This window comes from Streptomyces sp. NPDC058691 (assembly GCF_042714775.1).
Lineage (GTDB): Bacteria > Actinomycetota > Actinomycetes > Streptomycetales > Streptomycetaceae > Actinacidiphila.
Map to the genome: position 1 here is coordinate 140,461 of NZ_JBHXSO010000010.1, position 24,159 is coordinate 164,619.

The window sequence follows — 24,159 nt, forward strand, 5'->3', positions numbered from 1 at the left end:
GACGGTGGAGGAGGCGGCGGTCCGGATCAAGGGGATGCTCGCGGACGAGTTCCCCGAGCTGGATCAGATCTTCCTGGACGTCACCGAGGCGACCGCCGAGGACCGCCGTGAGGCGCACGAACTGCGGCGGTCGCTGAGCGCGGAGGCGGCACGGCGCGAGGGCGGGGACTGACCGGTCGCCCGGCCAGATCCCCGCCCTCGCGCGTCGTGCGGGTGGTGCGTCGGTCGCGTGCGTCAGCGCACGTCGACGTAGACCGCGGTGCCGTCGCTGTCGAAGTGCTTCGAGTCACCGAAGTACTGGATCAGCCACTTGCCGTCGGAGGCGGGCTTGCCCTTGAGGGTGGCCTTGCCCGTGGAACTCGTGGTGGCCGAGGCCACGTACGTCCACTTCGTCGAGCCCTTCTTCTGGAAGAACAGCTCGACGTGCTTGCTCTTGTACGGCCGCCACGTGCCGGACACGTACTCCTTCAGGGTGCCGGTGAAGGTGACCGTGGCCCCCTTCTTCACCTTGGTGGCGGACGCCTTGATCGAGTACATGCGGGTGTTGGTGCGGGTCAGCCGGACGGGCTTGCTGACCGTGTCCGCGAGCTGGTTGGAAGTGAAGTGGTGCAGCCGGTAATAGCCGTCGAGGTGGCCCCACTTGCTGACCGTGACCGTGCCGCCGTTGTACTGCGAGTGCGCGGTGCCGAGATCCGTCCAGCCGGCCTTCCCGTCCTTGGAGTACTCCAGGTGGACGAGCTGCGCCGTGCCGATGGGGAGGTCCCGGTTGTACGTCGCCCACAGCTTCGCGGAGACCGTCACCTTGGTCTGGGCGTCGATCTTGGAGCTGACGTTGGTGAAGGCGCCGTCCTCGGGAAGGACCATCGGGCCACCGGCCCCGTAGGGGTCGCTGATGTAGCCGTCGGTCACCGAGGCGTACCAACTGCCGTACTCCCGCGGCACGGCGGTGATCGCGCCGGAGAACGCCCCCGAGGCGCCGGTGGTCACCACGACCCGGCCCTCGGGCACGGAGTTGAGGCCCAGGGTGACCTCGGCGCCGGGCACCGGCAGCCCCGTGACGTCGTCCCTGACCGTGCCGCTGATGGTGATCTTCTGGCCCGGCAGCGCCCGGGTACGGTCCGCCTTCGCGGTGACCGTCGCCCGGATCCACTGGTAGGACGACGGGACCGAGAACTCCCGGACCGAGCCGTGGACCTCGTCACCGTCCTCGGTGAACGTGGTGAAGAACCCGCGGCTGCCGGGAACGGTGAAGTCCGGCGTGGCGAAGCCGCCACCGGCGTCGGTGGTCCCCGTCCGGCTCAGCAGCGGCGCCGTCTCCTGCGCGTTGCGCACCATGGTGACGGTGACCGTGCGGCCCTCGACGGGGACCATGTCGCCGCTGCCCGGCTGGATGCCCTCCAGCGTCCCGGTCGCCCCCGTTTCGCGGTGGGTGAAGTCCAGGACGGAGGCCGTGAACCCCCTCTCCTGCAGCACCGGGCGCAAGGTGAAGTCCAGCGTGCCCGCGTCCGCGCGGGTCGTGCTGTGGCCCTGATCGTCGGTGGCGGTGACGTCGATCGCGTAGCGGCCGAGGTGCGGCACGGTGCCGCCGTCCTCGGTCAGCTTCAGCGGCGCGTCCGAGGGCACGGCCCAGCGGTCGCCGGACGGGGTCAGTGCCAGATCGTCCGCCACCACGGTGTCACCCTCGCGGACGGTCGCGGTGACCGAGGTGAGGGCGGCGCCCGCGGCGTCGGTCCAGGCCGGCACGGTGAAGGTGCCGCGCTGGTCGTCGACCGTCCGGGCCGCGCCGATGACCACCGGTCCGGCGTCGTCGGCGAGGGCGGGCGTGACGGCCAGTCCGCCGGACAGGGCGGCGACCGAGGCGATCAGCGCGAGCGCGCGCCGTGAGGTGTCACCGCGCATTGATGTACTCATCCTTCGACTCGCTGTAGAAGTGCGTGGAGTCGGCCTCCAGGTAGGCGCCCCACGTGCCGTCGTCGTACGCCTTGGTCTTGAGGCTGAAGCGGCCCGAGGAGTCGGTCTTCCCCTTCACTGCCCAGTACCAGGTGCTCTCGCCCTTCGGCTTGAAGACGATGACGATCTTCGCGCCCTTGTACGCCTTCCAGGTGCTGCCCGACTTGTACTGCAGGGTGCCCTTGGCGGTGAGCGCCCCGCCCAGACGCGGGCTGTTGGGCGTCATGTCGAAGGCGGCGAAGCGGGTGTCGGTGCGGTGCAGCCGCGACTTGCCGGACGCGGCGGCGAGCATCGCGTTCGACTCGTCGTGGTGGATCCGGTAGTAGCCGTCGAGCCAGCCGTACTCGGTGAGCGAGAAGGAGCAGGTGCTGCCGGACTTCTGGCCGGCGTGGGCGGTCTTGAAGGTGCCCCAGCCCGTGCTGCCGTTCTTGGAGTACTGCAGCGTCAGTTTCTCGCCGGAGCAGGTGCCGGAGAGCTTGCCGGTCGCCTTCACCTTGCCGTACGCGTCGATCGACATCTTCATCCCGGAGAAGGACCCCGAGGTCGGCACGTAGAGCTGGTTCGTCACCTGCGGGAAAGAGGCGAAGTAGCCGTTCGGCTTGACGTACGTGTAGTGCGGCGTCGTCGTGGACGCCGTCACGTTGTAGGCGAACCCGCCCGCGGCGTCCGCGGTACCCGTGCCCATCACGCCCGACGTGGCGTGCGAGGAGGTGTTCACCGGCTGGGAGCCCGTGATCACGCTCGCGCCGGCGAAGGGCTTCCAGCCGTCGGCGGTCAACCGCTGGACGGTGCCCTTGATGGCGAACGCGACACCCTTGTGCACCCGGGTGTGCGCCGGATCGGCGCTGATCCGGTAGGTCAGCGGCTGCGCGGGGATCTCCGGCAGGTCCATCGAGTTGTCCGGCGCGGTGTCGGCCGGCTGGACGCCCCCGACGTACGTGCCGACCCGGGACAGGGCCCCGTTGACGGTCGCCGACTGGCGGAAGGTACCGTCCGCGGCCGTGGTCGCCTTGACACTCTTGGTCCGCAGGTAGCCGTCGGCCTCCACCCAGTTGACCAGCACGGTCACGCCGGGCGCCGCGGGAACGGTGGTCCCGGTGGCCGGGTCGAAGGTGGTGACCGTGCCGCTGACGTTCAGCGTGCGGTGGTCGTAGTCGGTGAAGGCGCGGTCGAACGCCGCCGTGGCGACGACCGTGTGCTTGCGGTAGTTCAGCCGGCCCGACGGGTAGTTCGCGGTGCCGGACCAGTGCTGCGTGGTGCCGCCCGGCATGCGGTAGTCGACGTCCACCGGGTAGTCGCCGTACGGCGTGCCCTCGGGCAGCCGCACCGGCTGCCGGGTGTACCAGCCGCGCGACTCGCTGTACTCCACGTCGTCGGTGGAGGCGAGCACGGGCGCGTCGTCCGCCGCCGAGGCGCGGACGCTGATCTTGACCCAGAGCGCGCTCGGGTCGTCGAACCGGACGGCCAGTGTGCCGTCCTCGCCGGTCGCCACCTGCTGCACGGAGGCGTTGCTGTCGGCGAAGGCGGGCGCGGCGGTCGAGGCCGCCACGCCGGTGATGGTCAGAAGAAGGGCTGCCGCGTGCAGAACGGCAGGTCTGGGTGCGCGCGATATGCGCATGCAGGACCCCCCACAGGTCAGAAAAGCCGGCGGCGGCAAGATCGCACGCCGGAGGCCGAACACTAACGGACCTGTGTGACAGCTGTGGCGGGTGGGGGTGGGGTGCCGGGAGTTCAGCCGTCCGGCCCGGCCACGCGGACGCCGTGCCGGGCCAGCCAGGGGAGCGGGGGGACCGCCGAGCCCATCTGCGGGGTGACGCGGACCTCGAAGTGCAGGTGGGGGCCGGTGGAGTTGCCCGAACTGCCGGACAGCCCGATGCGCTGCCCGGCGCGCACCCGGCGGCCCGGCGCGGTCTCGATGACGGACAGATGGGCGTAGTGCGTGCAGTAGCCGTCGTCGTGCCGCACGACGATCTGGTTGCCGAAGCCGTCGCCGCAGCCGGCCGCCACCACCGTGCCGTCGCCGACCGCGCGGACCGGGGTGCCGGAGGGGACGGCGAAGTCCTGGCCGGTGTGCCGGTGCGCCCAGTGGGACCCGGCGTCGTCGAAGCCGGCGGAGAGCGAGTAGTGGGCCACCGGGCTCACCCAGAGCGGGACACCGCGGCGGGCGGCGGCCGGGTCGGCGTCAGGGTCGGGGTCGGTGTGCGGGCAGCGGGCGGGGACGTCGCCGCCCAGCAGGGCGAGGTAGCGGGCGGCGAGTCCGGCGCCGGCGCGCAGCAGCTTCTCCTGGATGCTCCTGCGGAGCGCGGCCTGCCATCGCGCCTGGCGGTCCAGCGCCTCGAGCGCCGCGGCCACGGCCGCCCGGTCCGCGGCCAGCCGGCGCTGTGCGGCGCGATGCGCGTGGAGCAGCGCGGCCTCGGCGTGCTCGCCCTGGCGGACCAGGGTCACGTCCTCCAGCAGGCGGTCCGGGCTGCCCGACAGCAGCAGCCGCGCCGAGGGACTCAGTCCCGCGTTGCGGTACTCGGTGCGGGCCATCGCCCCGACCCGGTCCCGCAGCAGCCGCAGCCGGCGCCGCTCCCCCACCGTCGCCACCCGCAGTTCGCGCAGCTCGGCCCGCTTGCGCCCGAGCGCCCGCTCCACCTGCTCGTACCGCTCCACGGCGCGTTCGGCCTCGGCGTACAGCCGCTCCACGCCCGGGCCGGCCGCGGGCAGGCGCATCGCCGCAGCCGCCGTCGCCGGCGCCGTCCCCCTCGCCAGGAAGGGAACCGCCAGCAGCAGGCACAGCACCGCGGCCACCGCCTTGCATCGCATCGGGCCGATCGTGCGGCCGGCCGCACGCGGGGCTCCGGCGACACGCCCCGCCGGGGCCCATAGCCACCCGCCGGGGTGATCGCATCCGGGCGTGCGCCGAACGGCCGACCGCCAGATCATGGGTACGGGCGCACTCGGCGGACAGGAGGATGACCCGGGTGAGCGGTGGCAGCGGGCCCGGCAGCTGGTCACCGCTGGACCACGAGGTCCTGCGGCAGGTGCTGGACGGCACGCCGGCGGGCGTGGGCATCTTCGACCCGCAGTTGCGCTACGTCTACGTCAACCCCGCCCTCGCCCGCATGAACGGGGTCTCCGCCGCGGCCCACGTCGGCCGCACGATCCCCGAGGTGCTGCCCGACCTCGACGACGCCGGCGAGGAGGCGATGCGACAGGTCCTGGCCGACGGCACCTCCCGCGAAGTGTCCTCCAGCGGGCACACCCGGGCGCCGTCGGGGCCGGCCCGGCGCTACTGGCTGGGCGCATACCACCGCCTGAGCGGCCCGGACGGCACGGCGCTCGGCCTGGTCGGCATCGTGCTGGAGGTCAGCACCTCACGGCACGAGCAGCACGAACTGGAGCGGGCCCGCGAGCGGCTGGCCCTGCTGGACCGCGCGGCCACCCTGATCGGCACCACGCTGGAGATGGAGGCCACCTGCTCCGAACTGGCCCGGTTCCTCGTCCCGCTGCTCGCCGACATCGCCAGCGTCGACGTCCTGCCTCCCGAGGGCACCGCCTCGCACAGCCGCGGTCTGCTGCGGCTGCGCCGCGTGGCGATGGCGGCACTCCCCAATCTGCGCGACCAGGTGAAGATCTTCGGCGAGCCCGGGGAGTACCTGGACTACCAGGAGGGGTCGACCATCCCGCGCTGCCTGCAGTCGGGCCGTCCGGTGCTGGAGGACCTGTGCGGCGACGACACGGCCGCGCGCTCCGCGGGCGGCCGCGAGCGGATCGCCGCCTACCGCGCGGTCGGCATCCACTCCGCGCTGGTCGTCCCGCTGACCGCGCGCGGGCATCCCATAGGGACCGTCACCATGGTCCGCGGCGGGGAGTCGCCCGGCTTCACCGACCGGGACGTGGAGATCGCCCAGGACGTGGTGGGCCGCGCCGCGATCAGCCTGGACAACGCCCGCCGCTACACCCACGAGCACGGCATCACCCTCGAGCTGCAACGCGCGCTGATGTCCGAGCCGGGCTCGCCGCACCCCACCGTCGAGGCCGCCTTCCGCTACCAGCCGGCCGGCAGCAGCGCCCTGGTGGGCGGCGACTGGTACGACACCGTACGGCTGTCCTTCGGGCGCACCCTGCTGGCCATGGGCGACGTCATGGGGCACGGTGTCGAGGCCTCCGTCGACATGAGCCACTACCGCTCGATGCTGCGCTTCGTGGCCAGTGCGGACCTGCCGCCGCACCGCATCCTGCGCCGGCTGGACACCCTGGTCTCGGAGACCGAGTCTGGGCGGCCGGCCACCTGCCTGCTGGCGCTGATGGACCCCGCGCGCGGCAAGTGCGCCTATTCCAGCGCCGGGCACCTGCCGCCCGCCCTGATCCGCGCGGGCGGCTCCGTCGAGCTCGTCCGGGTGCCGGTCGGGCCGCCGCTGGGCACCGGGCACGGCGGCTACGAGGTCTTCTCGGGCCGGTGCGGGCGCGGCGACATCCTGCTGCTGTACACCGACGGCCTGGTCGAGCGGCGCGGCGAGGACATCGACGCGTCCCTCGACCGGCTCGCCCGGTTGCGCTTGCACCCGGACGGGGATCTGGGCGCCCTGGTCGACCGGATCCTGTCCCTGTTGGTCCGCGAGCCCGCCGAGGACGACATCGCGGTCCTCGCGGCGCGCGTCATGCGCTAGGCCGCAGGGAGGACGCTTCCCCCGGGCGGCGCAACACTGCGGGCGAAATCGGGGCAATACCGTCACGATGATCATACGGGACTGCCACCGGGGCGGTCCCGGGAACCGGCTCCCTCGGGGAGGACCTGCCGTGACCGTCAGCCTCGCGCAGTTGCGCCGTTGCTCCGTAGCCGTCGATCTCGGCGCCTCACGGACCCGCGTCTACATCAAAGGACAGGGACTCGTCGTGGACGAGCCCAGCGTGGCCGCCGTCAACGCCCACAGCGGGGCCCTCATCGCCGTCGGATCGCTGGCCGAGCAGATGACCGGGCGCACCCCCGACCACATCCGCGTCGTCCGCCCCATCCAGGCCGGCATGGTCGTCGACATCGACATGGCCCAGCGCATGCTCCGGCATCTGCTCGGCGGCCGGCTGCGCAAGGCGTGGCGGCGCAAGCCGATGCTGCGCGCCGCGGTGTGCACCCCCAACAGCAGCAAGCCGCTGGCCCAGCGGGCGGCCATCGAGACGCTGTACGGGCTCGGTTCTCGGCGGGTCGAACTCGTCGACTCCGTGATCGCCGCGGCGGTCGGCTGCGGACTGCCGGTCGAGCAGCCCGAGGCGACGATGATCATGCTCAGCGGGGCCGGCACGACGCAGATCGCGGTGCTGTCGCTGGGCGCGATCGTCGCGGCCGAGACCATCCCGGTCGGCGGCGACGCGATCGACCACGTGGTGGTGCAGCACGTGCGCAACACGCACGAACTGGTGCTGCCCACCCAGTCGGTGCGGCCGCTGCACGAGATCCTCTCCGCCCCCGGGCCGACCGCGCCGAGCACGGAGGTCCAGGGCCGGGACGTGGCCAGCGGCATCGCCCGCACGGTCACCGTCGACATCGAGAGCGTCCGCCGGGCCATCCGCATGCCGATGGGGGCCCTCGTCGACGGCATCGGCACGGTCCTGCGGCGCTGCCCGCCCGATCTGGTCGCCGACCTCACCGACCGCGGCATCATGCTCGCCGGCGGCAGCGCGCTGCTGCCCGGCCTGGACATGATGCTCCGTCAGGCCACCGGGATGCCCGTCACGATCGCGGACCGGCCGGACGTCTGCGCGGTACGCGGGCTCGGCGCGATGATGGAGGGCGAGGTACTGCCCATGCCGATGGACCCGCTGTCGGCCTAGGGCGGTTCAGGCCCGTCACACGTCCAGGACCAGGCGCGCGCCCGCCTCGGCACGGGAGACGCACACGAGCATCGCGTCGTCCGTGCGGCGGGCCGCCGCGCTGCCGTGGTGGCGCACGCTGCCGGCGCCGGACAGGACATCCAGCCGGCAGGTGCCGCAGAAGCCCTGCCGGCAGGAGTACGCCGTGGCCGGTCGCGCGGCGCTGAGCACGGACAGCGCGGTCCGGTCGGCCGGGACGGGGAGCACCGCCCCGCCGCGGCCGAGCTGGATCTCGAACGCCGTGCCGTCGGTGATCGGCGGCGGCGAGAAGCGCTCCAGGTGCAGCACCGGGGCGGAGCGCAGCGCCGGGATGAGCGCGGGCGGCCCGCAGAAGTAGACGGCGGTGTCCGGCCCGGCGCCCGCCAGCAGTTCGGCGGCGGAGGGCGGACCGCCGGCCTCCGCGTCGCTGCGCACCCGCAGCCTGGCGGGCTCGGACGCCGCCAGTTCCGTCAGCTCGTCCAGGTACGGCAGCGAGGCCCGGTCGCGTCCGGCGTACACCAGCCGCCAGTCCGCGCCCGCGACGGCGGCGGCGCGCACCATGGGCAGGATCGGCGTGATGCCGATGCCCCCGGCGACGAACAGCAGAGACCCGGTGCCGGTCAGCGCCAGCGGGAACGCGTTGCGCGGGCCCAGGGTGCGCAGGACCGCGCCCGGAGTGAGGGAGTGCATCTCCCGGGAGCCGCCCTCACCGTCCGGGACCAGGCGCACGGCCACGCGGTAGACGTCCCGGTCGGCCGGGTCGCCGCACAGGCTGTACTGGCGCCGCCGCCCCGACGGCAGGTCCAGGTCGAGGTGCGCACCGGGCCGCCATCCGGGCAGCGGCGCTCCGTCACCGTCCGCCCGGACCAGCCGCAGTCCCACGACGCCCTCGGCCTCGGTCGTGACGTCGGCGACGCGCAGCGCCAGCGCCCGGTCGACCGCGGCGGGCCTCCGTATCGCGCGCCGCGCGCTGCCGCGCACCAGCAGCGGGGTGACCCGGGCCAGCAGCGCGAGCAGCGGTTCGGGGCGGGAGCCACCGGCCCTGCGGGGCGGTGGGACACGCAGGTCGTACGGGGACACGGGCGGGAACCCTCCTCAGTGGAGCGCGGCCCGCGCGGCGGGCGAGGACGCGAGATAGGCGACGGCCTGGGTCGTGGATCCGTACTGGGACGGGTGGTAGCCGGGCCGCAGATACGACAGGAACAGCCGCACGACCGCACGCGGCGGCGGCAGCAGGCCGCGGCGGGCGCCGCGGAACCAGTCGCGCCGGCGCGGCTTGCCCGCGCCCAGCGGGTCCTCGGCCATGAGGCAGCGCAGGCCGCGCACCCACCAGTACAGGAGGACGGGGAAGGCGACGAGGTGGGCGCGTACGCGATGCCGGTAGCGGCCGTCGAGATGCGTGAAGAGGTCGAAGGCGACCGCGCGGTGCTCGACCTCCTCCGCGCCGTGCCAGCGGTAGAGGTCGAGGACGGCCTCGGCCTTCTCGTGCTTGTCCAGCGCGTCCAGCCCCCGGGCGCCCAGGATCCAGTCGCCGAGGAAGGACGTGACGTGCTCGATGGCCGCGATGATCGCGACCCGCTCGATCAGCCAGCCGTGCGCGGCCTTCCCGGTCAGTCCGCGGTCGCCCAGCATCTCCTGGAAGAACCAGCGCAGTTGGGCGATGAAGCCGTCGGTGTCCAGCCCCGCGGCGGTGAAGTGGGCCAGCAGCGACTGGTGCGCCTGGGCGTGCATGGCCTCCTGGCCGATGAAGCCGATGACGTCCTCGCGCAGCCGGTCGTCCGCGATCAGCGGCACGGCCTGCTGGAAGACGGTGAGAAACCACTCCTCGCCCTCGGGGAGCAGGATGTTGAGGACGTTGGCGAAGTGCGTGAGGAAGGCGTCGTCGTCCAGGTAGCGCAGGGGCAGTCCGTCCCAGTCCCAGTGCACGTCACGGGGCTTGAGGACGAGGTGCTCGGGCTCGGCGGTCATGCGGCGGCCCCCTCCTTCTCGGCGCGCTCCACCATCCGCTCCACGAACTCGGCGACGAGGTCCGGGCGATGGCTGGGCAGCCAGTGGCCGCCGTCCACGTGGTGGATCTCCGCGCCGGGGGCCCAGTCGGTGATCTCCGTCTGCCACGGCGGCAGCACGAACACGTCCTTGGACGGGGCCAGCACCTGTGCCGGCAGGGCGGCGTGCCTGAGCCGCGGGCGGAGCATGCGGGGCAGCACATTGGCCCGGTACAGCTTGAGCCCGGCCCGGTTGCGGGCGGCCGGCCCCGGCCCGTAGCCCTCCGGGGGCTCACCGGTCTCCAGGCGGCGCAGCCTCTTGGTGACACCGTCCAGGAAGCCGCTGCGGCAGGCCAGTTCGGCGATACCGGGCAGATGGAAGAAGCCCACGTACTGCGAGGCCAGCGACTGCCGGACGAGCTTCCCCAGCCGCGCGGGCGTGGGACGGCGCAACTGGGCCCGGTACCAGCGGCCGGTGTGGTCCAGATCCGGGCCCGAGATGGACGTCATCGAGGCGTAGCGGTGCGCGAGTTCCGGCGTGCTGACGGTGTGCCAGCTCTGCACGGAGCCCCAGTCGTGGGTCAGCAGGTGCACCGGCGCGTCCGGGCTCACCGCGTCCGCCACCGCCGTGGTGTCGGCGGCGAGTTGCGGCAGCCGGTACGCGCGGGTGCGGCGCGGCACCCCGGAGGCGCCCGAGCCGCGCACGTCGTAGGTCACGACGTGGAAACCGCGTGCGGCGAGGCGCGTCGCGATGCCGTTCCACACCCGGTGGTCGTCGGGAAAACCGTGCACGCACAGGACGGTGGTCCCTGTGGGGTCGCCCTGCTCGTACACCGCGAGCGGGACCCCGTCGGAGGCCTTGACCCAGCGCTGCGCCATGCTCGCCGCCCTTCGTGGTCGGGGGTGCTGGCGTCACGATGGCAGCTTGTTGACGTCGTGTCTACCAATGCGCTGCGCTTGCTGTGCGGGTAGGTTTTTTCCCCGCCCGCCCTCCCGTGTGCCCTGTGAAGTCAGGGCGCCCCGACGCGCGTGCGTGGTGGGCCGGGTTCGGGGCCTCCGGGGCTGCACGTCCTGGACTGGCATATTTACGTGCGTGACGGGCACCTGCTCATCCCGTCCCGACCCGGATGCCGCACACAAATATGCCGCACCGTCCAGAACATCCACCCTCCGACCCCGCCCCCTCCGTAGTGTTCGCGCCTGATCCCCAGTTGGGGGTGGAAGGCGGCCATGGCACAGGCCGAGGGTCGGTGCGGCGGCACATCGGCCACCCAGGCGTCACCGCCCACACACCGGTGGGGCTGTCTCCAGGCAACCGCAGCCACCCCGAACTGCCTCCAAACCCCCCACTGGGGATCAGGCGCATGACGAAACCGAGGGGGCGGGGGTGGTGGGGGCACCCCCGGCCGAAGGCTGGGGGAGGGTGGGCGTTCTGGACTGTGGAGCATATTTGGGTGCACAACCCGGAGTAACCAACGGGGAGTGCCCAAGGCACCAAAACGTGCTGTCCAGAATGGCCGGCCCCGGAGGCCCCGAACCCGGCACCCAACGAAACGCGCGCCGGGCCGCCCGGACTTCACGGGGCGCACGGGAGGGCGGGCGGGTGGGAAAAAGCCCAGCGGCGCGTTGCCCGAACGAGACGGATCCGCAACGCCACCGAAGCCCCCCTGGGAAGGCCCCGTACGTCACAGTCACAGAAGCCGGACGGGGAGGGGACACACCATGAGGAGTACGACAAGAGCGGTCACGGTGGCGGTCGCGGCCGCGGCACTGGTCGCGGGCTGCGGCGCGGGAGGCCCACGGGGAAGCAGGCATGACGCGGCGCCGCGCCCCGCTCCCGCCCCCGCGAACGTCGCGGAACGCACGCAGGCCGCGGTGGACGGCGAACGCGCCCCCGCGCAGGACGAGTTGTCGACGTTCGCGCTGGACGTGGACACCGCGTCGTACGGCTACGCCAGGCGCCGGCTGGACGGCGGGCAGCTGCCGGAGCCGTCGGCCGTGCGGTACGAGGAGTTCGTCAACAGCTTCCGCCAGGACTACCCGAGCCCGGCCGGCGACGGCTTCTCCGTCACCGCGGACGGCGCCCGCACCGCCGCGGCCGGCTCGCGCTGGTCGCTGCTGCGGATCGGGCTGGCCACGCGCGCCGCCGACAGGGCGGCGCGCAAGCCCGCGGCGCTGACCTTCGTCGTGGACGTCTCCGGCTCGATGGCCGAGCCGGGCCGGCTCGACCTCGTGCAGAAGGCGCTGCGTTCGGCGGCCGGCGAGCTGCGCGGAGACGACTCGCTGGCCGTGGTGACGTTCAGCGACCGGGCGCGGGTGGCGCTGCCGATGACCCGGCTGGGCGCCGACGGCGCCCGCGCGCATGCGCGGGAGGTGATCGACGGGCTACGGCCGGAGCAGTCCACCAATCTGGAGGCGGGTCTGCGCGCCGGCTACGACGTGGCACTGGAGGGCGCCCGTGCGGGGGTCACGAACCGGGTCGTGCTGCTCTCGGACGCGCTGGCGAACACCGGGGAGACGGAGCCGGACGCCCTGCTGGAGCGGATCGACCGGGCGCGCAGGGAGCACGGCGTGGCGCTGTACGGGGTCGGCGTCGGCAGCGAGTACGGCGACGCGCTGATGGAGGAGCTGGCCGACAAGGGCGACGGCCACACCTCGTACGTCTCCACCGAGCGCGAGGCCCGCGCGCTCTTCGTGGACCAGCTGCCGGCCAACGTGGAGCTGCGCGCCCGCGACGCCAAGGCCCAGGTCGCCTTCGACCCGCGGACGGTGGAGCGCTACCGCCTCATCGGCTTCGAGGACCGGGCCGTGGCAGACGAGGACTTCCGCGACGACCGGGTGGACGGCGGCGAGGTCGGCCCCGGGCACACCGTGACGGCGCTGTACGCCGTGCGGCTCACGCCCGGCGCCCGGGGCCACGTCGCCACCGCGACCGTGCGCTGGCTCGACCCCGTCGGCCGCGCGCCGCACGAGGAGTCGGCGTCGATCGAGGCGGACCGGCTGGCCGGCCCGCTCTGGGACCCCGCCACGTCGTCCCGGCTGCGGGTGGACGCGGTGGCCGCCTACTTCGCCGACGCGCTGCGGACGTACTCCACCGGTGACGAGCAGCTGCCCGGCGCCCCGGGACTGGCCGAACTCGCCGACCGCGCGCACGCCCTGGCCGACACCACCGAGGACCCGGCCGTGGCCGACCTGGCGGAGTCGGTCGACCGCGCGTACGCGCTCCGCGCGGGTTGATGGAGTATCAGTGGAGTCATGGCAGCAGAAAAGGAACCCGAGGCCGAACTCGACGCCCGCTACAGCAGTGACGGCGCCGACCCGACGACCTGGAGCCAGGCGCGCCGTTTCCTGGCCGATGCCGAGATCTACTGGCTGACCACCGTCCGCCCCGACGGGCGTCCCCATGTCACCCCGCTCATCGGGGTCTGGCACGAGGACGCCCTGCACTTCAGCACCGGCGCCGAGGAGCGCAAGGCGCGCAACATCGCCCGCAACGCCAAGGTGGTGCTCACCACCGGCACCAACACGCTGCACGAGGGCCTGGACGTGGTCGTCGAGGGCGACGCGGCGCGGGTGCGCAGCGACACGCAGCTGCGCCGGATCGCCGCGGTGTACGAGGCCAAGTACGGCGAGGAATGGCGCTTCGAGGTGCGGGACGAGATGTTCCGCGGGGAGAGCGGCAACGAGGCCCTCGTCTACGAGGTCGAGCCGAGGACGGCCTTCGCCTACGGACGGGGGACGACGTACAGCCAGACGCGCTGGCTGTTCTAGGGCGTCTTCCGGAACAGGGCGGTCCACAGGAAGGGCTCGCCGAAGTGCGGGGAGCCGGGCGGCTCGTCGCGCATGCGGCGCAGCTCGACCTCGGTGAGCCCGCGGAAGATCGCGCGCAGTGACTCCGGCGTGTAGGCGAGCCCGCCGTGCAGCCGGGCCTGCCGGTAGAAGTCGGCGTCCGGCAGCTCCGAGCCCATGGAGCCGGCGGCGAAGCAGGTGAGGGCGAGGTGGCCGCCGGGGGCGAGGACCCGGTCGAGCAGGGCGAGGTAGCCGACGCGGCGGTGCGGCGGCAGGTGGTGGAAGCAGCCCGAGTCGTGGACCAGGTCGTACGGGCCCACCAGCGGGCCGCCGTCCGCGGTGAGGGCGAAGGCGTCGCCGCGGTGGAAGCGCACGCCCCGCACGCCGGCCTCGCGGGCCCGTTCCTCGCCCCAGGCCACGGCCGCGGGCGAGAGGTCGACGGCGTCCACGGCGAAGCCGGCGGCCGCCAGGTGCAGGGCGTTGCGGCCGGGACCGCAGCCGAGGTCGAGAGCCCGGCCGCCCGGGGTGAGCAGGCCGCGGCCGAGGTAGGAGACCAGGTTCTCGTCCGGCTTCGGCACGAAGAACGGCACCGGCTTGGAGCGGTCGGCGTAGAAGCCGTCCCACCAGCCGGCCGCGCCGTCCGTCCAGCGGTCGGCCTCCGGTGCGAACAGTCCGTCCAGCAGTTCCAGCACGTCCTCGACCGTACGGATGTGACGATCCATCACGTCTCCTTTCGCGGTGTCCGCAGCCTAGGTCTGCGGGGCGCGAAAGCCCAGCTCAGCGCGGGTTTCACGATCGTCGGTGCGGGTGTCTGAGGGGCTGCCGCGGTCCCGCGCGGCGCCTCCCACCGGCCCGGGTGCGCACGGCCGTCCGCACCCCCGCGAGGGGGCGCCGCGGGCCCTTTCCCGGCGACGCCCAGGCGGGTTTCCGCCCCCTACAGCTCCGCGCCGTCCGCGGCGGCCGTGCCGTGCTCCCAGCCCTCGCGGTCACGGCCCCTGAGCCGCTGCGAACGGGTCTGCGGGAACATCTCGTCGGCCGCCCGGCCCACCGCGACCTCGCGCGCCGCGAGCACCGGCAGCACCTCGGCGCCTCCGCCGCTCTCCTCGCCGGCCTCGCGTGTGGCGTCCCGGGTGGCCGAGGCGAGACGCTCCCCGATCCGGCCCGCGTAGGCGATGAGGAAGGACTCGCGGAAGTTGCGGGACAGGTTCTTGCGGCCCTTGGCGCGTACCGTGCCGCCCCCCGCCGCCGGACCGCCGCGGAGCATCGCCGCCTCGGCCTGGACCAGCAGCGAGGTGTAGAGCACCTCCACGGCCTCGAGGTCGGCCTCGTAGCCGACCACCGTCGAGAAGCCGAACTCCGCGGACCAGACCGCGCGGCAGCGGTTCGCCGCCGCGACCGCGTCCAGCAGCAGCGCCTTGGGGGCCTCGTACGGCCGGTCGACGCCGACCCGCCGCGCACCCGGCCCGTCGCCGGTGGCGGCCCCCGCGAGCAGCGCCTCGTCGACGCTGTAGCGGGCCATCAGGTGCTGCGCCTTGGCGCTGAGCGCCTCGGCCTCCTCCGGGTAGGGGGTCGACTCCGCCTTCGCCAGCAGCGCGCGGATGCGCCCGAGCTTGGACCCTCCGCCGCCGCCCCCCGCCGCCGGCCGGGGCGGCGCCGCGGTCAGCGGGGTGATCCGGGGCAGCCGGCCCAGCAGGCGGACGAGTTCCAGCACGGCGGTCGCCGCTGCGAAGCGGTCCATCCGCTCCTCGCGGGCGTACCCGGTCAGCAGGGCGGTCGCCTCCGCGCGCGGCGCGCCGTCCGCGGCGACCAGGCGCTCCGCGAGCCGCACGTGCTCGGGGCCGAGTTCCCTGCGGGCCATCCGCACCAGGTCCGGGTCCCCCCAGCCGCGGCTCCGGCAGCCGTGCAGCAGATCGTCCGCCGCGGCCACCACCGCCGGGCCGGCCTGCTCCCAGCCGACCGCCGCCAGCGCCGACGCCCCCGCGTCCACGGCGAACTCGGCGTCCTCGCCGGCCGCCCCCACGGCGCCGGCGAACGCCTCCCGTACCACCGTCGTCACGTCGCGCACGCCGTCCAGGATCGCATCCCTGCGACACGCCGCGTACGGAGCACGGTGGTCGCGCGACCAGGGCGGCGGCACCAGGGTGGAGCCCCGTGAGCACCGAGACCCGACCCGCGGGCTGGGACATCCGGACCGCCGGCCCCGCCGACGCCCGGCACCGGGCGCTGCTGCTGCCCGGCGGCATGTGCACCGCCGAGTTCTACGCCGACGTCATGGCCGAGCCGGCGATCACGGACGCGCGCCTGGGCCTGACCGCCGTCACCCTCCCCGGTTTCGGGCGCACCCCGGCGCCCGACGACGTCTCCGTGGAGAACTACGCCCGCCTGCTGGGCCGGCTCGCCGCCGAACGGGGCTGCGACCTCGTCGTCGGGCAGGGCCTGGGCTCCACCGTGGCCATCGAGATGGCGGTCACCGGCGCCTTCGCGGGCCCGCTCGTCCTGCTCTCCCCCAGCTTCTCGCGGGACGACGAGGCCCCCGAGTTCGCGCTGCTGGACCGCCTCGGCCGCGTCCCGGGGCTGGGCGGGGCCGCCTGGGCGGTGGCGCTGCGGCTCTTCCCCCGGGCCGTGCGCGACGGACTGCCGCCCGGACGCCGCGACACCCTCGCCGCCGTCCTCGCCGACAACGACCCCGCCTTCTGCCACCGCGCGCTGCGCCACTACTACGACCACCTGGACCGGCACGGCTCCCTCGTCCCCCGGCTCTGCGCCACCGCCCTGCCCGCCTGGGTCGTCCGCGGCGACGCCGACGACATCGGCCTCACCGACGGCGAACGCCGCGACCTGCGCGCGTGCCCCACGATCACCCTCGTCGGCGTCCCCCGCGCCGGCCACGGCGTCCTCGTCGAACAGCCCGCCCGCGTCGCCGCGATCATCGCCGAGGCCGCGGCCCGCCTCGACTGACGGCCCGGTGCGTACAGTGCGGGTCCGTGGGGGCTGGTCGCGCAGTTCCCCGCGCCCCTTCGGGGCGCGTTCGCGCACCGGAGTCCACCGGACGTGGGGGGGTACATGACGAGGAGCGAGGCGATCAGCCACATCCGGATGATCGCGGCGGACCGCGGTTACGCATGGCCGGGCACGGACCGCCGGGAATTGGTGGAGGCGGGACTCGACGCGCTGCTCGCGGGCGCGGACAGCCCATCGCTGCGGATGCTCGCGGGGCTGGGGCGCAACGAGGCCCACATGGCGGACGAGTTGTTCGACCACGTCCTGGAGGAACTGGGTCTGCTGCCGCTGCTCCCCGCCGACGTCGCGGCCGCCCGCCGGGAGATGGCGCGATACTGGGCCGGGCTGATCGCCCGCGGCGCACTGCCCGCCGCCGACGGGGTCCGGCTGATTCGCGGCGCCGCCGCGGAGCTGGAAAGTTATGGGGAACTGGCCGACCTGGTGCAGTGGGCGGAGGCTCTGGACGAGGTGGAGTACGACCGGGAGTCGTCACCGTACGCGCAGGCTGACGTACTCACCGGCATCGTGGCGGCGGCGCGGCTGCTCTCGGGATGATCGGTCACCCGCCGGTCGCCCGCGCGTCGTTCGGCGGTCACCCGGCGATGCGATCGTGCGGTAGTGACTCGCACCATGGCTCTCGGACTCGCCGGGACGGTCGCGTTGGCCGTCGGCGGAAGGGCCGCGGGGGCGCTGCCCGTTCGGGACGGAATCGCCCTGCCGCGGGGGGAAGCGGCGATCGGGCTGCTGGTCGCCTACTTCGGGCTCGGGCTGCTGATCGCGGCATGGTGGCAGCTGGGCCGGCTGGTGCGCGGGCCGCAGCCGCCGACGATACGGAGCCTGCTGACGACGTTCGCCGTGTGGGCCGCGCCGCTGCTGCTGGCGCCGCCGCTGTTCAGCAGGGACGTCTACAGCTACCTGGCGCAGGGCGCCATGGTGAGCAAGGGCATCGACGCGTACACCTACGGACCGAGCGTGCTCGGCGGTGCGGCCGCGGCCGAGGTGCCGGCGATCTGGCGCGACACCCCGGCGCCGTACGGTCCCGCCTTCCTGGCACTCGCGCGGCTGAGCGCACACGCCGGGATAACCGGGATGCGGGCGCTGGCGCTGCTCGGAGTGGCGCTGCTGGCAACGCAGTTGCCGCGGCTCGCCCGGCGCTGCGGGGCGGACCCGGCGCAGGCGGTGTGGCTGGGGGCGCTCAACCCCCTGGTGCTGCTGCACCTCGTGGCCGGCGCCCACAACGACGCGGTGATGCTCGGCCTGCTGGGCGCCGGTCTCGGCGCCGCGCTGGCGCGCCGGCCGGTGGTCGCGACGGTGCTGGTGACACTGGCCGCCCTGGTGAAGGCCCCGGCCGCGCTGGGACTGCTGGTCGTGGCGACCTTGTGGGCCGAACACATGGAAGGGCGCTGGCGGTTGGCCCGCGCGGGCGCCACCGTGGCGATGGTCGCCGGCGGGACGACGGTCGGCATCACGGCGGTGACCGGCGTGGGGTACGGCTGGATAGGCGCCCTGAGCACGCCCGCCTCCGCCTCCAACTGGTCGCTGGTCAACACGATGGCCCGCTTCATCGGCACCCCGCACACCTGGCGGGTGCTGAGCCTGGTCGCCGTCGCACTGGCGATCGGCGCCGTATGGCTGTTCCGCAGGCGGCTCGGCCCGGTGTACGCGCTCGGCCTGAGCCTGCTCGCCGTGGCCCTGCTCGGACCCGCGATACGCCCCTGGTACCTGCTGTGGGGGCTCGTGCCGCTCGCCGTGGCCGCCCCCGACGGCCGGGTGCGCCGGGTGGCCGCCGTGGGCAGCGCGGTCCTGGCCCTGGCGGTGCTTCCGAACGGATTCCCGGCCACCGCGCACCAGGTGGCCCTGGCCACCGCGGGGGCCGCCGCGGCCCTGCTGCCGATCGTCCTGATCCATCTCGTGCGGCTGGTGTGGCCTGCCCGCCCGGTCCCCGTCTCATGAACGTCAGGACCTCCATGGCCAGTGCCCTCGGATCTCTCAGGTCTCCCGGCGCGCTACGCGTCGTGAGCGCGGTCGTGGCGGTGACCGCGACGGCCGTGTTCCTCGCGACGGTGCCGCTGCACCGGCACTGGTTCGACGTGGCCGTCTACCACGGAGCGGTCAACTCCTGGGTGCACGACGGCGGCGCGCTCTACGACTACGTACGGCCCGGCACCGCGTACGGCTTCACCTATCCGCCGTTCGCCGCGCTGTGCATGCTGCCGATGGCCTGGGTGGACTGGCCGGCCACGGTGGTCCTGGCCGCCACCCTCAACATCGTCGCCGGGCTGCTGATCCTCCAGTGGACGGCCGGCCCGCTGATCCGCCGCGAGGGCTGGCCGTACTGGTACGCGATGGTGCTGGCGGGCTGCCTGCTGTCGCTGCTCGAACCGGTCCGGGACACCTTCACCTTCGGGCAGGTCAACCTCGCGCTGCTCGCGCTGGTGCTGCTCGACGCCGAACTGCTGCGCCGCGGCAGCCGCTGGGCCGGGTACGCGACCGGTCTGGCCGCGGCCGTCAAGCTCACGCCCGCCCTGTTCATCGGCTGGCTGCTGCTCGGCGGGCACCGCCGGGCCGGGCTCACGGCGGCGGCCACGGCCGCCGGGGCGACGCTGCTGGCCGCACTGGCCGCGCCGGGTGCGTCCCGGACGTTCTGGACGCACGCGATGTGGGACACCGACCGCGTCGGCTCGCTCTCCTACGCCGGCAACCAGTCGCTGCGCGGCACCCTGGCCCGGCTCGACGCGCCGGAGTGGGTGTGGGCGGTCGCGGTGGTGGCCGTGCTGGCGGTGTGGGCCTACAAGGTGCGGCGCGCGGACATCACGAACGGCGTCGCGCTCACCGGCGTCGCGGCCTGCCTGGTCAGCCCGGTGACCTGGGTGCACCACCTGGTGTGGATGATCCCGGCGCTCGCCGTGCTGGCGGGTGAGGCGCTGCGGGTGCGGACCCGGGCCCGGGTGGCGGTGGCGGCCGGCGCGTACGTGATCCTGTGCAGCAGCATCGTGTGGCTGTGGCTGGACGAGCCGGGGCAGGGCGGCGCGGGCTCGCTCATCGGCGGCAGCGCGTACGTCTGGATCGCCATGGGACTGCTGCTGGGGCCCCGGCACGGATGGCGTAGCCGGGCGCGCACCGGTGCGATCTTGGCTGACAGGGTGGGAGAGCGGGCCGGCTGACGGTCCGACGGCTCACGCGGCCTCCCCCTGACGACCGAGGAGTTCACGCATGCGTGTGTCCCTGTGCCGGACGTTGACCATGACCGCCGCGTGCGTGAGCGCCGTCAGCGCCGTGTGTGTCCTGCCCATGGCGGCCGCCGCGCCCGCGCGCGTGCCGGCCCCGCTGCCCTCCCTCGCCCCGCTGCTGGGCGCGAGCGCGCCGAACGCCATCCCGGGCGAGTACATCGTGACCCTCGTCCCCGGCAGCGACCCCGCGGGCGTCGCCCGCGACGCCGGGATCACCCCGCACCACCTCTACCAGGACGCGATGCTCGGCTTCTCCGCCCCGCTGACCGAGCCCCAGTTGACGCAGGTGCGCGCGCTGCCCCAGGTCCGCAAGGTCGAGCAGGACACCCGGGTCACGCTCGCCCCGGACGGCCGCGTCACCCCGCCGCCCCGGCGTCTGCCGCAGCGCCAGGGCGGGAACGGTGCGAACGGGGCGGCCGGCACCTTCTGGGGGCTGGAGCGCATCTCCCACCGCACGCCCCACACGCACGGGTTCCCCGTGAAGGCCACCGGCTCCAAGGTGACCGCCTACATCATCGACAGCGGCATCGACTTCGCCCACGACGAGTTCGGCGGCCGGGCCACTCCCGGCATCGACGAGATCGACGACGGCCTGGACGGCGAGGACTGCGCCGGCCACGGCACGCACGTCGCGGGCACGGTCGGCGGCGCGCACACCGGCATCGCCCGCGAGGTCCACCTGGTCTCCATCCGGGTCCTGGACTGCGACGCCGCGGGTCCCAACTCGGGCATCATCGCGGGCATCAACTGGCTGGCGCGGCACGCGGTCAAGCCGGCCGTCGCGAACGTGTCGCTGGGCGGCATGTACTCACCCGCGATGAACGACGCCCTGAACGGCCTGGCCCGCGCCGGGGTCTTCCCGGTCGTCGCGGCCGGCAACGACGACATCAACTCCTGCGTCATCTCCCCCGCCAGCGCGACCGAGGCGTTCACCGTGGCCGCCACGGACAAGGCCGACCACCTGGCGTCCTTCAGCAACTTCGGCAGCTGCGTCAATCTCACCGCGCCCGGCGTGGACATCGCCTCCGCCTGGCCCGACGGGTCGTACGCCCTGATGAGCGGCACGTCGATGGCCGCCCCCCATGTCACCGGGATCGCCGCGCTCTACAAGGACACGTACGGGGACGCCCCGTTCGAGGTCGTCAAGAACTGGCTCATCGCCCAGGCCACGCCCAACGCCTCGGCCGACGCGCCCTGGGGGACGCCGACGCTGCTGGCCTTCACCGGGGATCTTTGACGGGTTCCGGCTGAGCGTGGCCGGAATCCTGGGTGCCGAGTGTCCAGAACAGCGAGATCTGGACATGTAGCATCGAGATCATGCGCATGAACGAGGGCGTGGAGTGGGCACTGCACTGCTGCCTCAACCTGGCCTGGGCCGGTCCCGAGGAGGCCGTCACGGCGGCCCGGCTCGCCGCGTTCTACGAACTGCCCACGGCCTACCTCAACAAACAGCTCCAGGCACTCGCCCGTGAGGGCATCGTCTCCTCCACCCCCGGGCCGCGCGGCGGCTTCCGGCTGGCCCGGCAGCCGGAGGAGATCACCGTCCTGGACGTCGTCACGGCCATCGAGGGACGCGACGAGGCGTTCCAGTGCACCGAGATCCGCAAGGCGTCCCCCGACCACGGCCGCATGCTCGGCGACGACTTCCGCCAGCCGTGTCTGGTGCAGCAGGCCATGTCCCGAGCGGAGCTCGCGTGGCGTCGCGAACTGGCCGGGCAGACGCTTGCGGGGCTCATGGGGACGATTCGGGCGGTCGCGCCTCAGGCCCCTGAGCGGACCCGCGGCTGGCTCCTGGAAGCGCGATCCTGACCGGGTAGGTTTTTTCCCCGCCCGCCCGCCCGTGCGCCCTGTGAAGTCCGGGCGCCCCGACGCGCATGGTTCCTGGGCCGGGTTCGGGGCCTCCGGGGCTGCACGTCCTGGACTGGCATATTTACGTGCGTGACGGGCACCTGCTCATCCCGTCCCGGCCCGGATGCCGCACACAAATATGCCGCAGCGTCCAGAACATCCACCCCTACGACCCCGCCCCCTCCGTAGTGTTCGCGCCTGATCCCCAGTGGGGGGTGGAAGGCGGCCATGGCACAGGCCGAGGGTGGGTGCGGCGGCACATCAGCCGCCCAGGCGTCACCGCCCACACACCGGTGGGGCTGTCTCCAGGCAACCGCGGTCCCCCCGGACTGCCTCCATACCCCCCACTGGGGATCAGGCGCTCGCAACTACGGAGGGGGCGGGGGTGGAGGGGTGGGCGTTCTGGACTGTGGAGCATATTTGGGTGCACAACCCGGAGTGACCAACGCAGAGTGCCTGAGGCACCGAAATGTGCTGTCCAGAATGGCTGGCCCCGGAGGCCCCGACCCCGGCCCACCCCACAACGCGCGCCGGGGTGCGTGACTTCACAGGGCACCCGGGAGGGCGGGCGGGGAAAAACCCAACGGGAACCACGACGCACCCCGGTTCACGAAAGATCGCGCGCGAAATGCAACGCCGTGATCGCCATCCGGCACGTGTGGTAGAAGCGGTGCGCGCCATGGTTGGCCACGCCCGAGTCCAGCTCGACCCGCTCGCAGCCCACCTTGCGCGCCCTGATCTCCAGTTCCTCCAGCAGCCGGGCGCCCACCCCGGCCCGGCGGGCGTCGAGCGCGGTGACGAGGTCGTCGACGAAGAGGGTGCGGCCCCGGCTGGTGGCGAGCACGCGGTGGGTCGCGACGGCGAGGTAGCGCCGCCGGTTGTCGCGTGCGGCGGTGAAGACCAGGCCCTGCGCGTTCGCCTCGCCGGCGAAGGCGGCGAAGCCGTCGGCGGTCAGAGCGGGCCTCAACGTCCTTATGAGCGGCCCCACTTCCGCCGTCATGTCCGGTTCGCCGGGCCGTACATCCACGAATGTCAGCTCCATGCGTAGATCCTAAGAGGGCCCGGCAGACCTCCGGCGGGTCACAAGCTTCTGTGCTAGGGGGTTCGCGGAATCTATGCCGTGCGCTGTGCGATCGGGTGTAGGAAGGAGTCGAGTGATGTCTGTGCGATCCCCTGTGCCGGGCGGGGCTCGTCCTGCTCCGGCAGTACGTCCCACCACCAGGAGATCGCGGGGATGTCCAGGGCCTCCGGGCTGTTGTCGCTCGGAGTGTCACGGAAGGTGGAGGGGAGGTTCGCCGGATCGTCGGGTGTGGTGTAACGGATCGAGCTGACTCCCCAGTCCTGGGCCCCGCGGATGAAGTGACCGAGGCTGTCGAGGAATTGGCGCAGCTGCGGGCTGCCGTAGGTCTGGAGGTACTCCGCGGTGCGGAGGAAGAGATTCATCACGCGGTCCCGCTGCGCGATGGCCATGCTCAGTGCCCGGTGCCGCGGGATGTCGTACTCGACCTCCAGCACGCGGACGACGTTGAGGTAGAAGCCGCCCGCCCGCGCCTCCTTGTGGTGGGAGAAGATGTCGTTGTCCCAGCAGATGATGAAGTAGGCCATCTCCGCCGCCGCCCGCACGGCGGTGAGATCCCGTTCGTGCGCCTGGAGTTCGTAGCCCTGACCCATCTCCAGGAGCGGCATCATGACGGACGTGGCACCGTCGTAGATCCGCATCAGGGTGTAGTCGTTGAGGTCGGGGACGGTGCCGGCGCTCCGGAAGGACGCCTCCCACACGACCGAGGAGAAGTACTCCCGCAGGGCGTCGATCCAGCGGGCGACCTGTCCCGGTGTGCCGTACAGGTCCATCCGGTACCGGAGGTCGCGCAGGCCCTGCGCCAGCGGGTCGTCGGCCAGCATGGGGACTTCGGGGTTCTGCGCGATGCGGAGCAGCCGGGAGAGCGCTCCCATGAGCTCGCCCGGACGGGTGCCGAGCTCCCCTTCCTCGCAGTAGCCGTCGTCGACGCCGAAGAGCCAGATGATGAAGTCCGCGGCGATGGCGACGACGTCCTCCCTGCCCTCGGGGAGCACCCGCGCGGCGAAGGTCCCGATGTCGTGCTTCACGAGCCGGCCGCGCAACTCGTCGGAACCGATCCGGAACTGCTCGGCCCAGGCGGCCGCGCGGGCGTCGATGGCCGCGTGCTGCGGATGGATCGCCGGTCTGAGGGGAGAGTAGATCGGTGGAACTACCAGGTCAGGCCCCACTGACGATCACCTCTCAGTTGTCCGTGCACCGCCCACCACGAAGGGCCGCGCGGCAGGCGGCCGCACGGGGCGTGAATGGATCAGCTTCAGCGACCATTACCCCGGCATATCGCCATGGCGTCAAGCCACGCAATCTCGCCATGCGAACGGCAGTTGGCGTACCTACTGCTTGCGCCGCCCGTGCGCCTCGTGTGCGCGGGGCGCACGGCCCAACCGCGACCAGGGGACATGGACGTGTCAGACACGGACAAGCGCACGGCGGGCGCACGGGCGCATTC

The 24,159-nt window shown here is 73.3% G+C and carries 19 protein-coding genes and 1 pseudogene; 10 read left to right on the plus strand and 10 right to left on the minus strand.

Going from position 1 to position 24,159, the window contains the following annotated elements; all coding sequences use genetic code 11:
- Positions 1-234: 234 nt before the first annotated feature.
- From ACFWVC_RS10060 to ACFWVC_RS10070, 3 genes are all read right to left on the minus strand, one after another.
- Positions 235-1,899, minus strand: coding sequence for a hypothetical protein (locus ACFWVC_RS10060; protein WP_384281264.1), 1,665 nt, complete (start codon positions 1,897-1,899; stop codon positions 235-237).
- The gene (locus ACFWVC_RS10065; RefSeq protein ID WP_384281271.1) at positions 1,889-3,499 is read right to left on the minus strand and encodes a hypothetical protein; all 1,611 of its coding nucleotides are present in this window, start codon (positions 3,497-3,499) and stop codon (positions 1,889-1,891) included. The genes ACFWVC_RS10060 and ACFWVC_RS10065 overlap by 11 nt, the downstream gene beginning before the upstream one ends.
- Before the next feature lie 182 nt (positions 3,500-3,681).
- Positions 3,682-4,758, minus strand: a complete 1,077-nt coding sequence (locus ACFWVC_RS10070) for a peptidoglycan DD-metalloendopeptidase family protein (RefSeq protein ID WP_384281276.1) — start codon at positions 4,756-4,758, stop codon at positions 3,682-3,684.
- 149 nt (positions 4,759-4,907) lie between these two features.
- On the opposite strand from ACFWVC_RS10070, the gene ACFWVC_RS10075 reads away from it, so the two are divergent.
- Complete coding sequence (locus ACFWVC_RS10075) at positions 4,908-6,605, plus strand: SpoIIE family protein phosphatase (protein ID WP_384281281.1); 1,698 nt, start codon at positions 4,908-4,910, stop codon at positions 6,603-6,605.
- 130 nt (positions 6,606-6,735) lie between these two features.
- Positions 6,736-7,764 (plus strand): rod shape-determining protein, encoded by a 1,029-nt coding sequence (locus ACFWVC_RS10080; RefSeq protein ID WP_384281284.1) that lies wholly within the window; start codon positions 6,736-6,738, stop codon positions 7,762-7,764.
- A gap of 15 nt (positions 7,765-7,779) precedes the next feature.
- On the opposite strand, the gene ACFWVC_RS10085 is transcribed toward ACFWVC_RS10080, so the two are convergent.
- From ACFWVC_RS10085 to ACFWVC_RS10095, 3 genes are read right to left on the minus strand one after another with little or no spacing between them, the layout of a single operon-like run.
- Positions 7,780-8,862, minus strand: a complete 1,083-nt coding sequence (locus ACFWVC_RS10085) for a PDR/VanB family oxidoreductase (RefSeq protein WP_384281287.1) — start codon at positions 8,860-8,862, stop codon at positions 7,780-7,782.
- A 15-nt stretch (positions 8,863-8,877) separates the two neighbouring features.
- Positions 8,878-9,750: a metal-dependent hydrolase gene (locus ACFWVC_RS10090; protein WP_384281290.1), complete on the minus strand. Its 873-nt coding sequence runs from the start codon at positions 9,748-9,750 to the stop codon at positions 8,878-8,880.
- Positions 9,747-10,646: an alpha/beta fold hydrolase gene (locus tag ACFWVC_RS10095; protein ID WP_384281295.1), complete on the minus strand. Its 900-nt coding sequence runs from the start codon at positions 10,644-10,646 to the stop codon at positions 9,747-9,749. The genes ACFWVC_RS10090 and ACFWVC_RS10095 overlap by 4 nt, the downstream gene beginning before the upstream one ends.
- Before the next feature lie 843 nt (positions 10,647-11,489).
- Here ACFWVC_RS10095 and ACFWVC_RS10100 point away from each other — a divergent pair.
- Positions 11,490-13,004, plus strand: coding sequence for a von Willebrand factor type A domain-containing protein (locus tag ACFWVC_RS10100; RefSeq protein WP_384281298.1), 1,515 nt, complete (start codon positions 11,490-11,492; stop codon positions 13,002-13,004).
- Positions 13,005-13,022: 18 nt separating this feature from the next.
- The gene (locus tag ACFWVC_RS10105; RefSeq protein ID WP_384281303.1) at positions 13,023-13,538 is read left to right on the plus strand and encodes a pyridoxamine 5'-phosphate oxidase family protein; all 516 of its coding nucleotides are present in this window, start codon (positions 13,023-13,025) and stop codon (positions 13,536-13,538) included.
- On the opposite strand, the gene ACFWVC_RS10110 is transcribed toward ACFWVC_RS10105, so the two are convergent.
- Both ACFWVC_RS10110 and ACFWVC_RS10115 read right to left on the minus strand, forming a co-directional pair.
- A complete protein-coding gene (locus tag ACFWVC_RS10110) occupies positions 13,535-14,278 on the minus strand; it encodes a class I SAM-dependent methyltransferase (RefSeq protein WP_384281308.1) in 744 nt (247 codons plus the stop codon). The two genes, ACFWVC_RS10105 and ACFWVC_RS10110, sit on opposite strands and share 4 nt — an antisense overlap.
- A gap of 212 nt (positions 14,279-14,490) precedes the next feature.
- Positions 14,491-15,621, minus strand: a complete 1,131-nt coding sequence (locus ACFWVC_RS10115; protein WP_384281312.1) for a DUF2786 domain-containing protein — start codon at positions 15,619-15,621, stop codon at positions 14,491-14,493.
- 86 nt (positions 15,622-15,707) lie between these two features.
- Between ACFWVC_RS10115 and ACFWVC_RS10120 the strand changes: the two genes are divergently transcribed.
- The 6 genes and pseudogenes from ACFWVC_RS10120 to ACFWVC_RS10145 all read left to right on the plus strand — a co-directional run bounded on the left by ACFWVC_RS10120 (position 15,708) and on the right by ACFWVC_RS10145 (position 21,595).
- On the plus strand, positions 15,708-16,514 hold the full coding sequence (locus tag ACFWVC_RS10120; protein ID WP_384281315.1) for an alpha/beta fold hydrolase: 807 nt from the start codon (positions 15,708-15,710) through the stop codon (positions 16,512-16,514).
- 105 nt (positions 16,515-16,619) lie between these two features.
- On the plus strand, positions 16,620-17,111 hold the full coding sequence (locus ACFWVC_RS10125) for a hypothetical protein (RefSeq protein ID WP_384281319.1): 492 nt from the start codon (positions 16,620-16,622) through the stop codon (positions 17,109-17,111).
- 18 nt (positions 17,112-17,129) lie between these two features.
- Positions 17,130-18,509, plus strand: a pseudogene (mptB, locus tag ACFWVC_RS10130) (polyprenol phosphomannose-dependent alpha 1,6 mannosyltransferase MptB); the annotation flags it as partial.
- Between the two features lie 62 nt (positions 18,510-18,571).
- On the plus strand, positions 18,572-19,720 hold the full coding sequence (locus ACFWVC_RS10135) for a glycosyltransferase 87 family protein (protein WP_384281324.1): 1,149 nt from the start codon (positions 18,572-18,574) through the stop codon (positions 19,718-19,720).
- Between the two features lie 49 nt (positions 19,721-19,769).
- Positions 19,770-21,023: a S8 family peptidase gene (locus ACFWVC_RS10140; protein ID WP_384281328.1), complete on the plus strand. Its 1,254-nt coding sequence runs from the start codon at positions 19,770-19,772 to the stop codon at positions 21,021-21,023.
- A gap of 80 nt (positions 21,024-21,103) precedes the next feature.
- Complete coding sequence (locus tag ACFWVC_RS10145; RefSeq protein ID WP_384281332.1) at positions 21,104-21,595, plus strand: RrF2 family transcriptional regulator; 492 nt, start codon at positions 21,104-21,106, stop codon at positions 21,593-21,595.
- Positions 21,596-22,241: 646 nt separating this feature from the next.
- Here the strand turns inward: ACFWVC_RS10145 and ACFWVC_RS10150 are convergent.
- Both ACFWVC_RS10150 and ACFWVC_RS10155 read right to left on the minus strand, forming a co-directional pair.
- Positions 22,242-22,676, minus strand: a complete 435-nt coding sequence (locus ACFWVC_RS10150) for a GNAT family N-acetyltransferase (protein WP_384281337.1) — start codon at positions 22,674-22,676, stop codon at positions 22,242-22,244.
- A 71-nt stretch (positions 22,677-22,747) separates the two neighbouring features.
- A complete protein-coding gene (locus tag ACFWVC_RS10155; protein ID WP_384281344.1) occupies positions 22,748-23,881 on the minus strand; it encodes a selina-4(15),7(11)-diene synthase in 1,134 nt (377 codons plus the stop codon).
- Positions 23,882-24,159: the final 278 nt, after the last annotated feature.

Bases quoted from the DNA above. Each gene is read 5' to 3' on its own strand.
- ACFWVC_RS10060 (WP_384281264.1), bottom strand. From the start codon at position 1,899: ATGCGCGGTGACACCTCACGGCGCGCGCTCGCGCTGATCGCCTCGGTC.
- ACFWVC_RS10070 (WP_384281276.1), bottom strand. From the start codon at position 4,758: ATGCGATGCAAGGCGGTGGCCGCGGTGCTGTGCCTGCTGCTGGCGGTT.
- ACFWVC_RS10075 (WP_384281281.1), top strand. From the start codon at position 4,908: ATGACCCGGGTGAGCGGTGGCAGCGGGCCCGGCAGCTGGTCACCGCTG.
- ACFWVC_RS10090 (WP_384281290.1), bottom strand. From the start codon at position 9,750: ATGACCGCCGAGCCCGAGCACCTCGTCCTCAAGCCCCGTGACGTGCAC.
- ACFWVC_RS10095 (WP_384281295.1), bottom strand. From the start codon at position 10,646: ATGGCGCAGCGCTGGGTCAAGGCCTCCGACGGGGTCCCGCTCGCGGTG.
- ACFWVC_RS10100 (WP_384281298.1), top strand. From the start codon at position 11,490: ATGAGGAGTACGACAAGAGCGGTCACGGTGGCGGTCGCGGCCGCGGCA.
- ACFWVC_RS10105 (WP_384281303.1), top strand. From the start codon at position 13,023: ATGGCAGCAGAAAAGGAACCCGAGGCCGAACTCGACGCCCGCTACAGC.
- ACFWVC_RS10110 (WP_384281308.1), bottom strand. From the start codon at position 14,278: ATGGATCGTCACATCCGTACGGTCGAGGACGTGCTGGAACTGCTGGAC.
- ACFWVC_RS10125 (WP_384281319.1), top strand. From the start codon at position 16,620: ATGACGAGGAGCGAGGCGATCAGCCACATCCGGATGATCGCGGCGGAC.
- ACFWVC_RS10140 (WP_384281328.1), top strand. From the start codon at position 19,770: ATGCGTGTGTCCCTGTGCCGGACGTTGACCATGACCGCCGCGTGCGTG.
- ACFWVC_RS10145 (WP_384281332.1), top strand. From the start codon at position 21,104: ATGCGCATGAACGAGGGCGTGGAGTGGGCACTGCACTGCTGCCTCAAC.
- ACFWVC_RS10150 (WP_384281337.1), bottom strand. From the start codon at position 22,676: ATGGAGCTGACATTCGTGGATGTACGGCCCGGCGAACCGGACATGACG.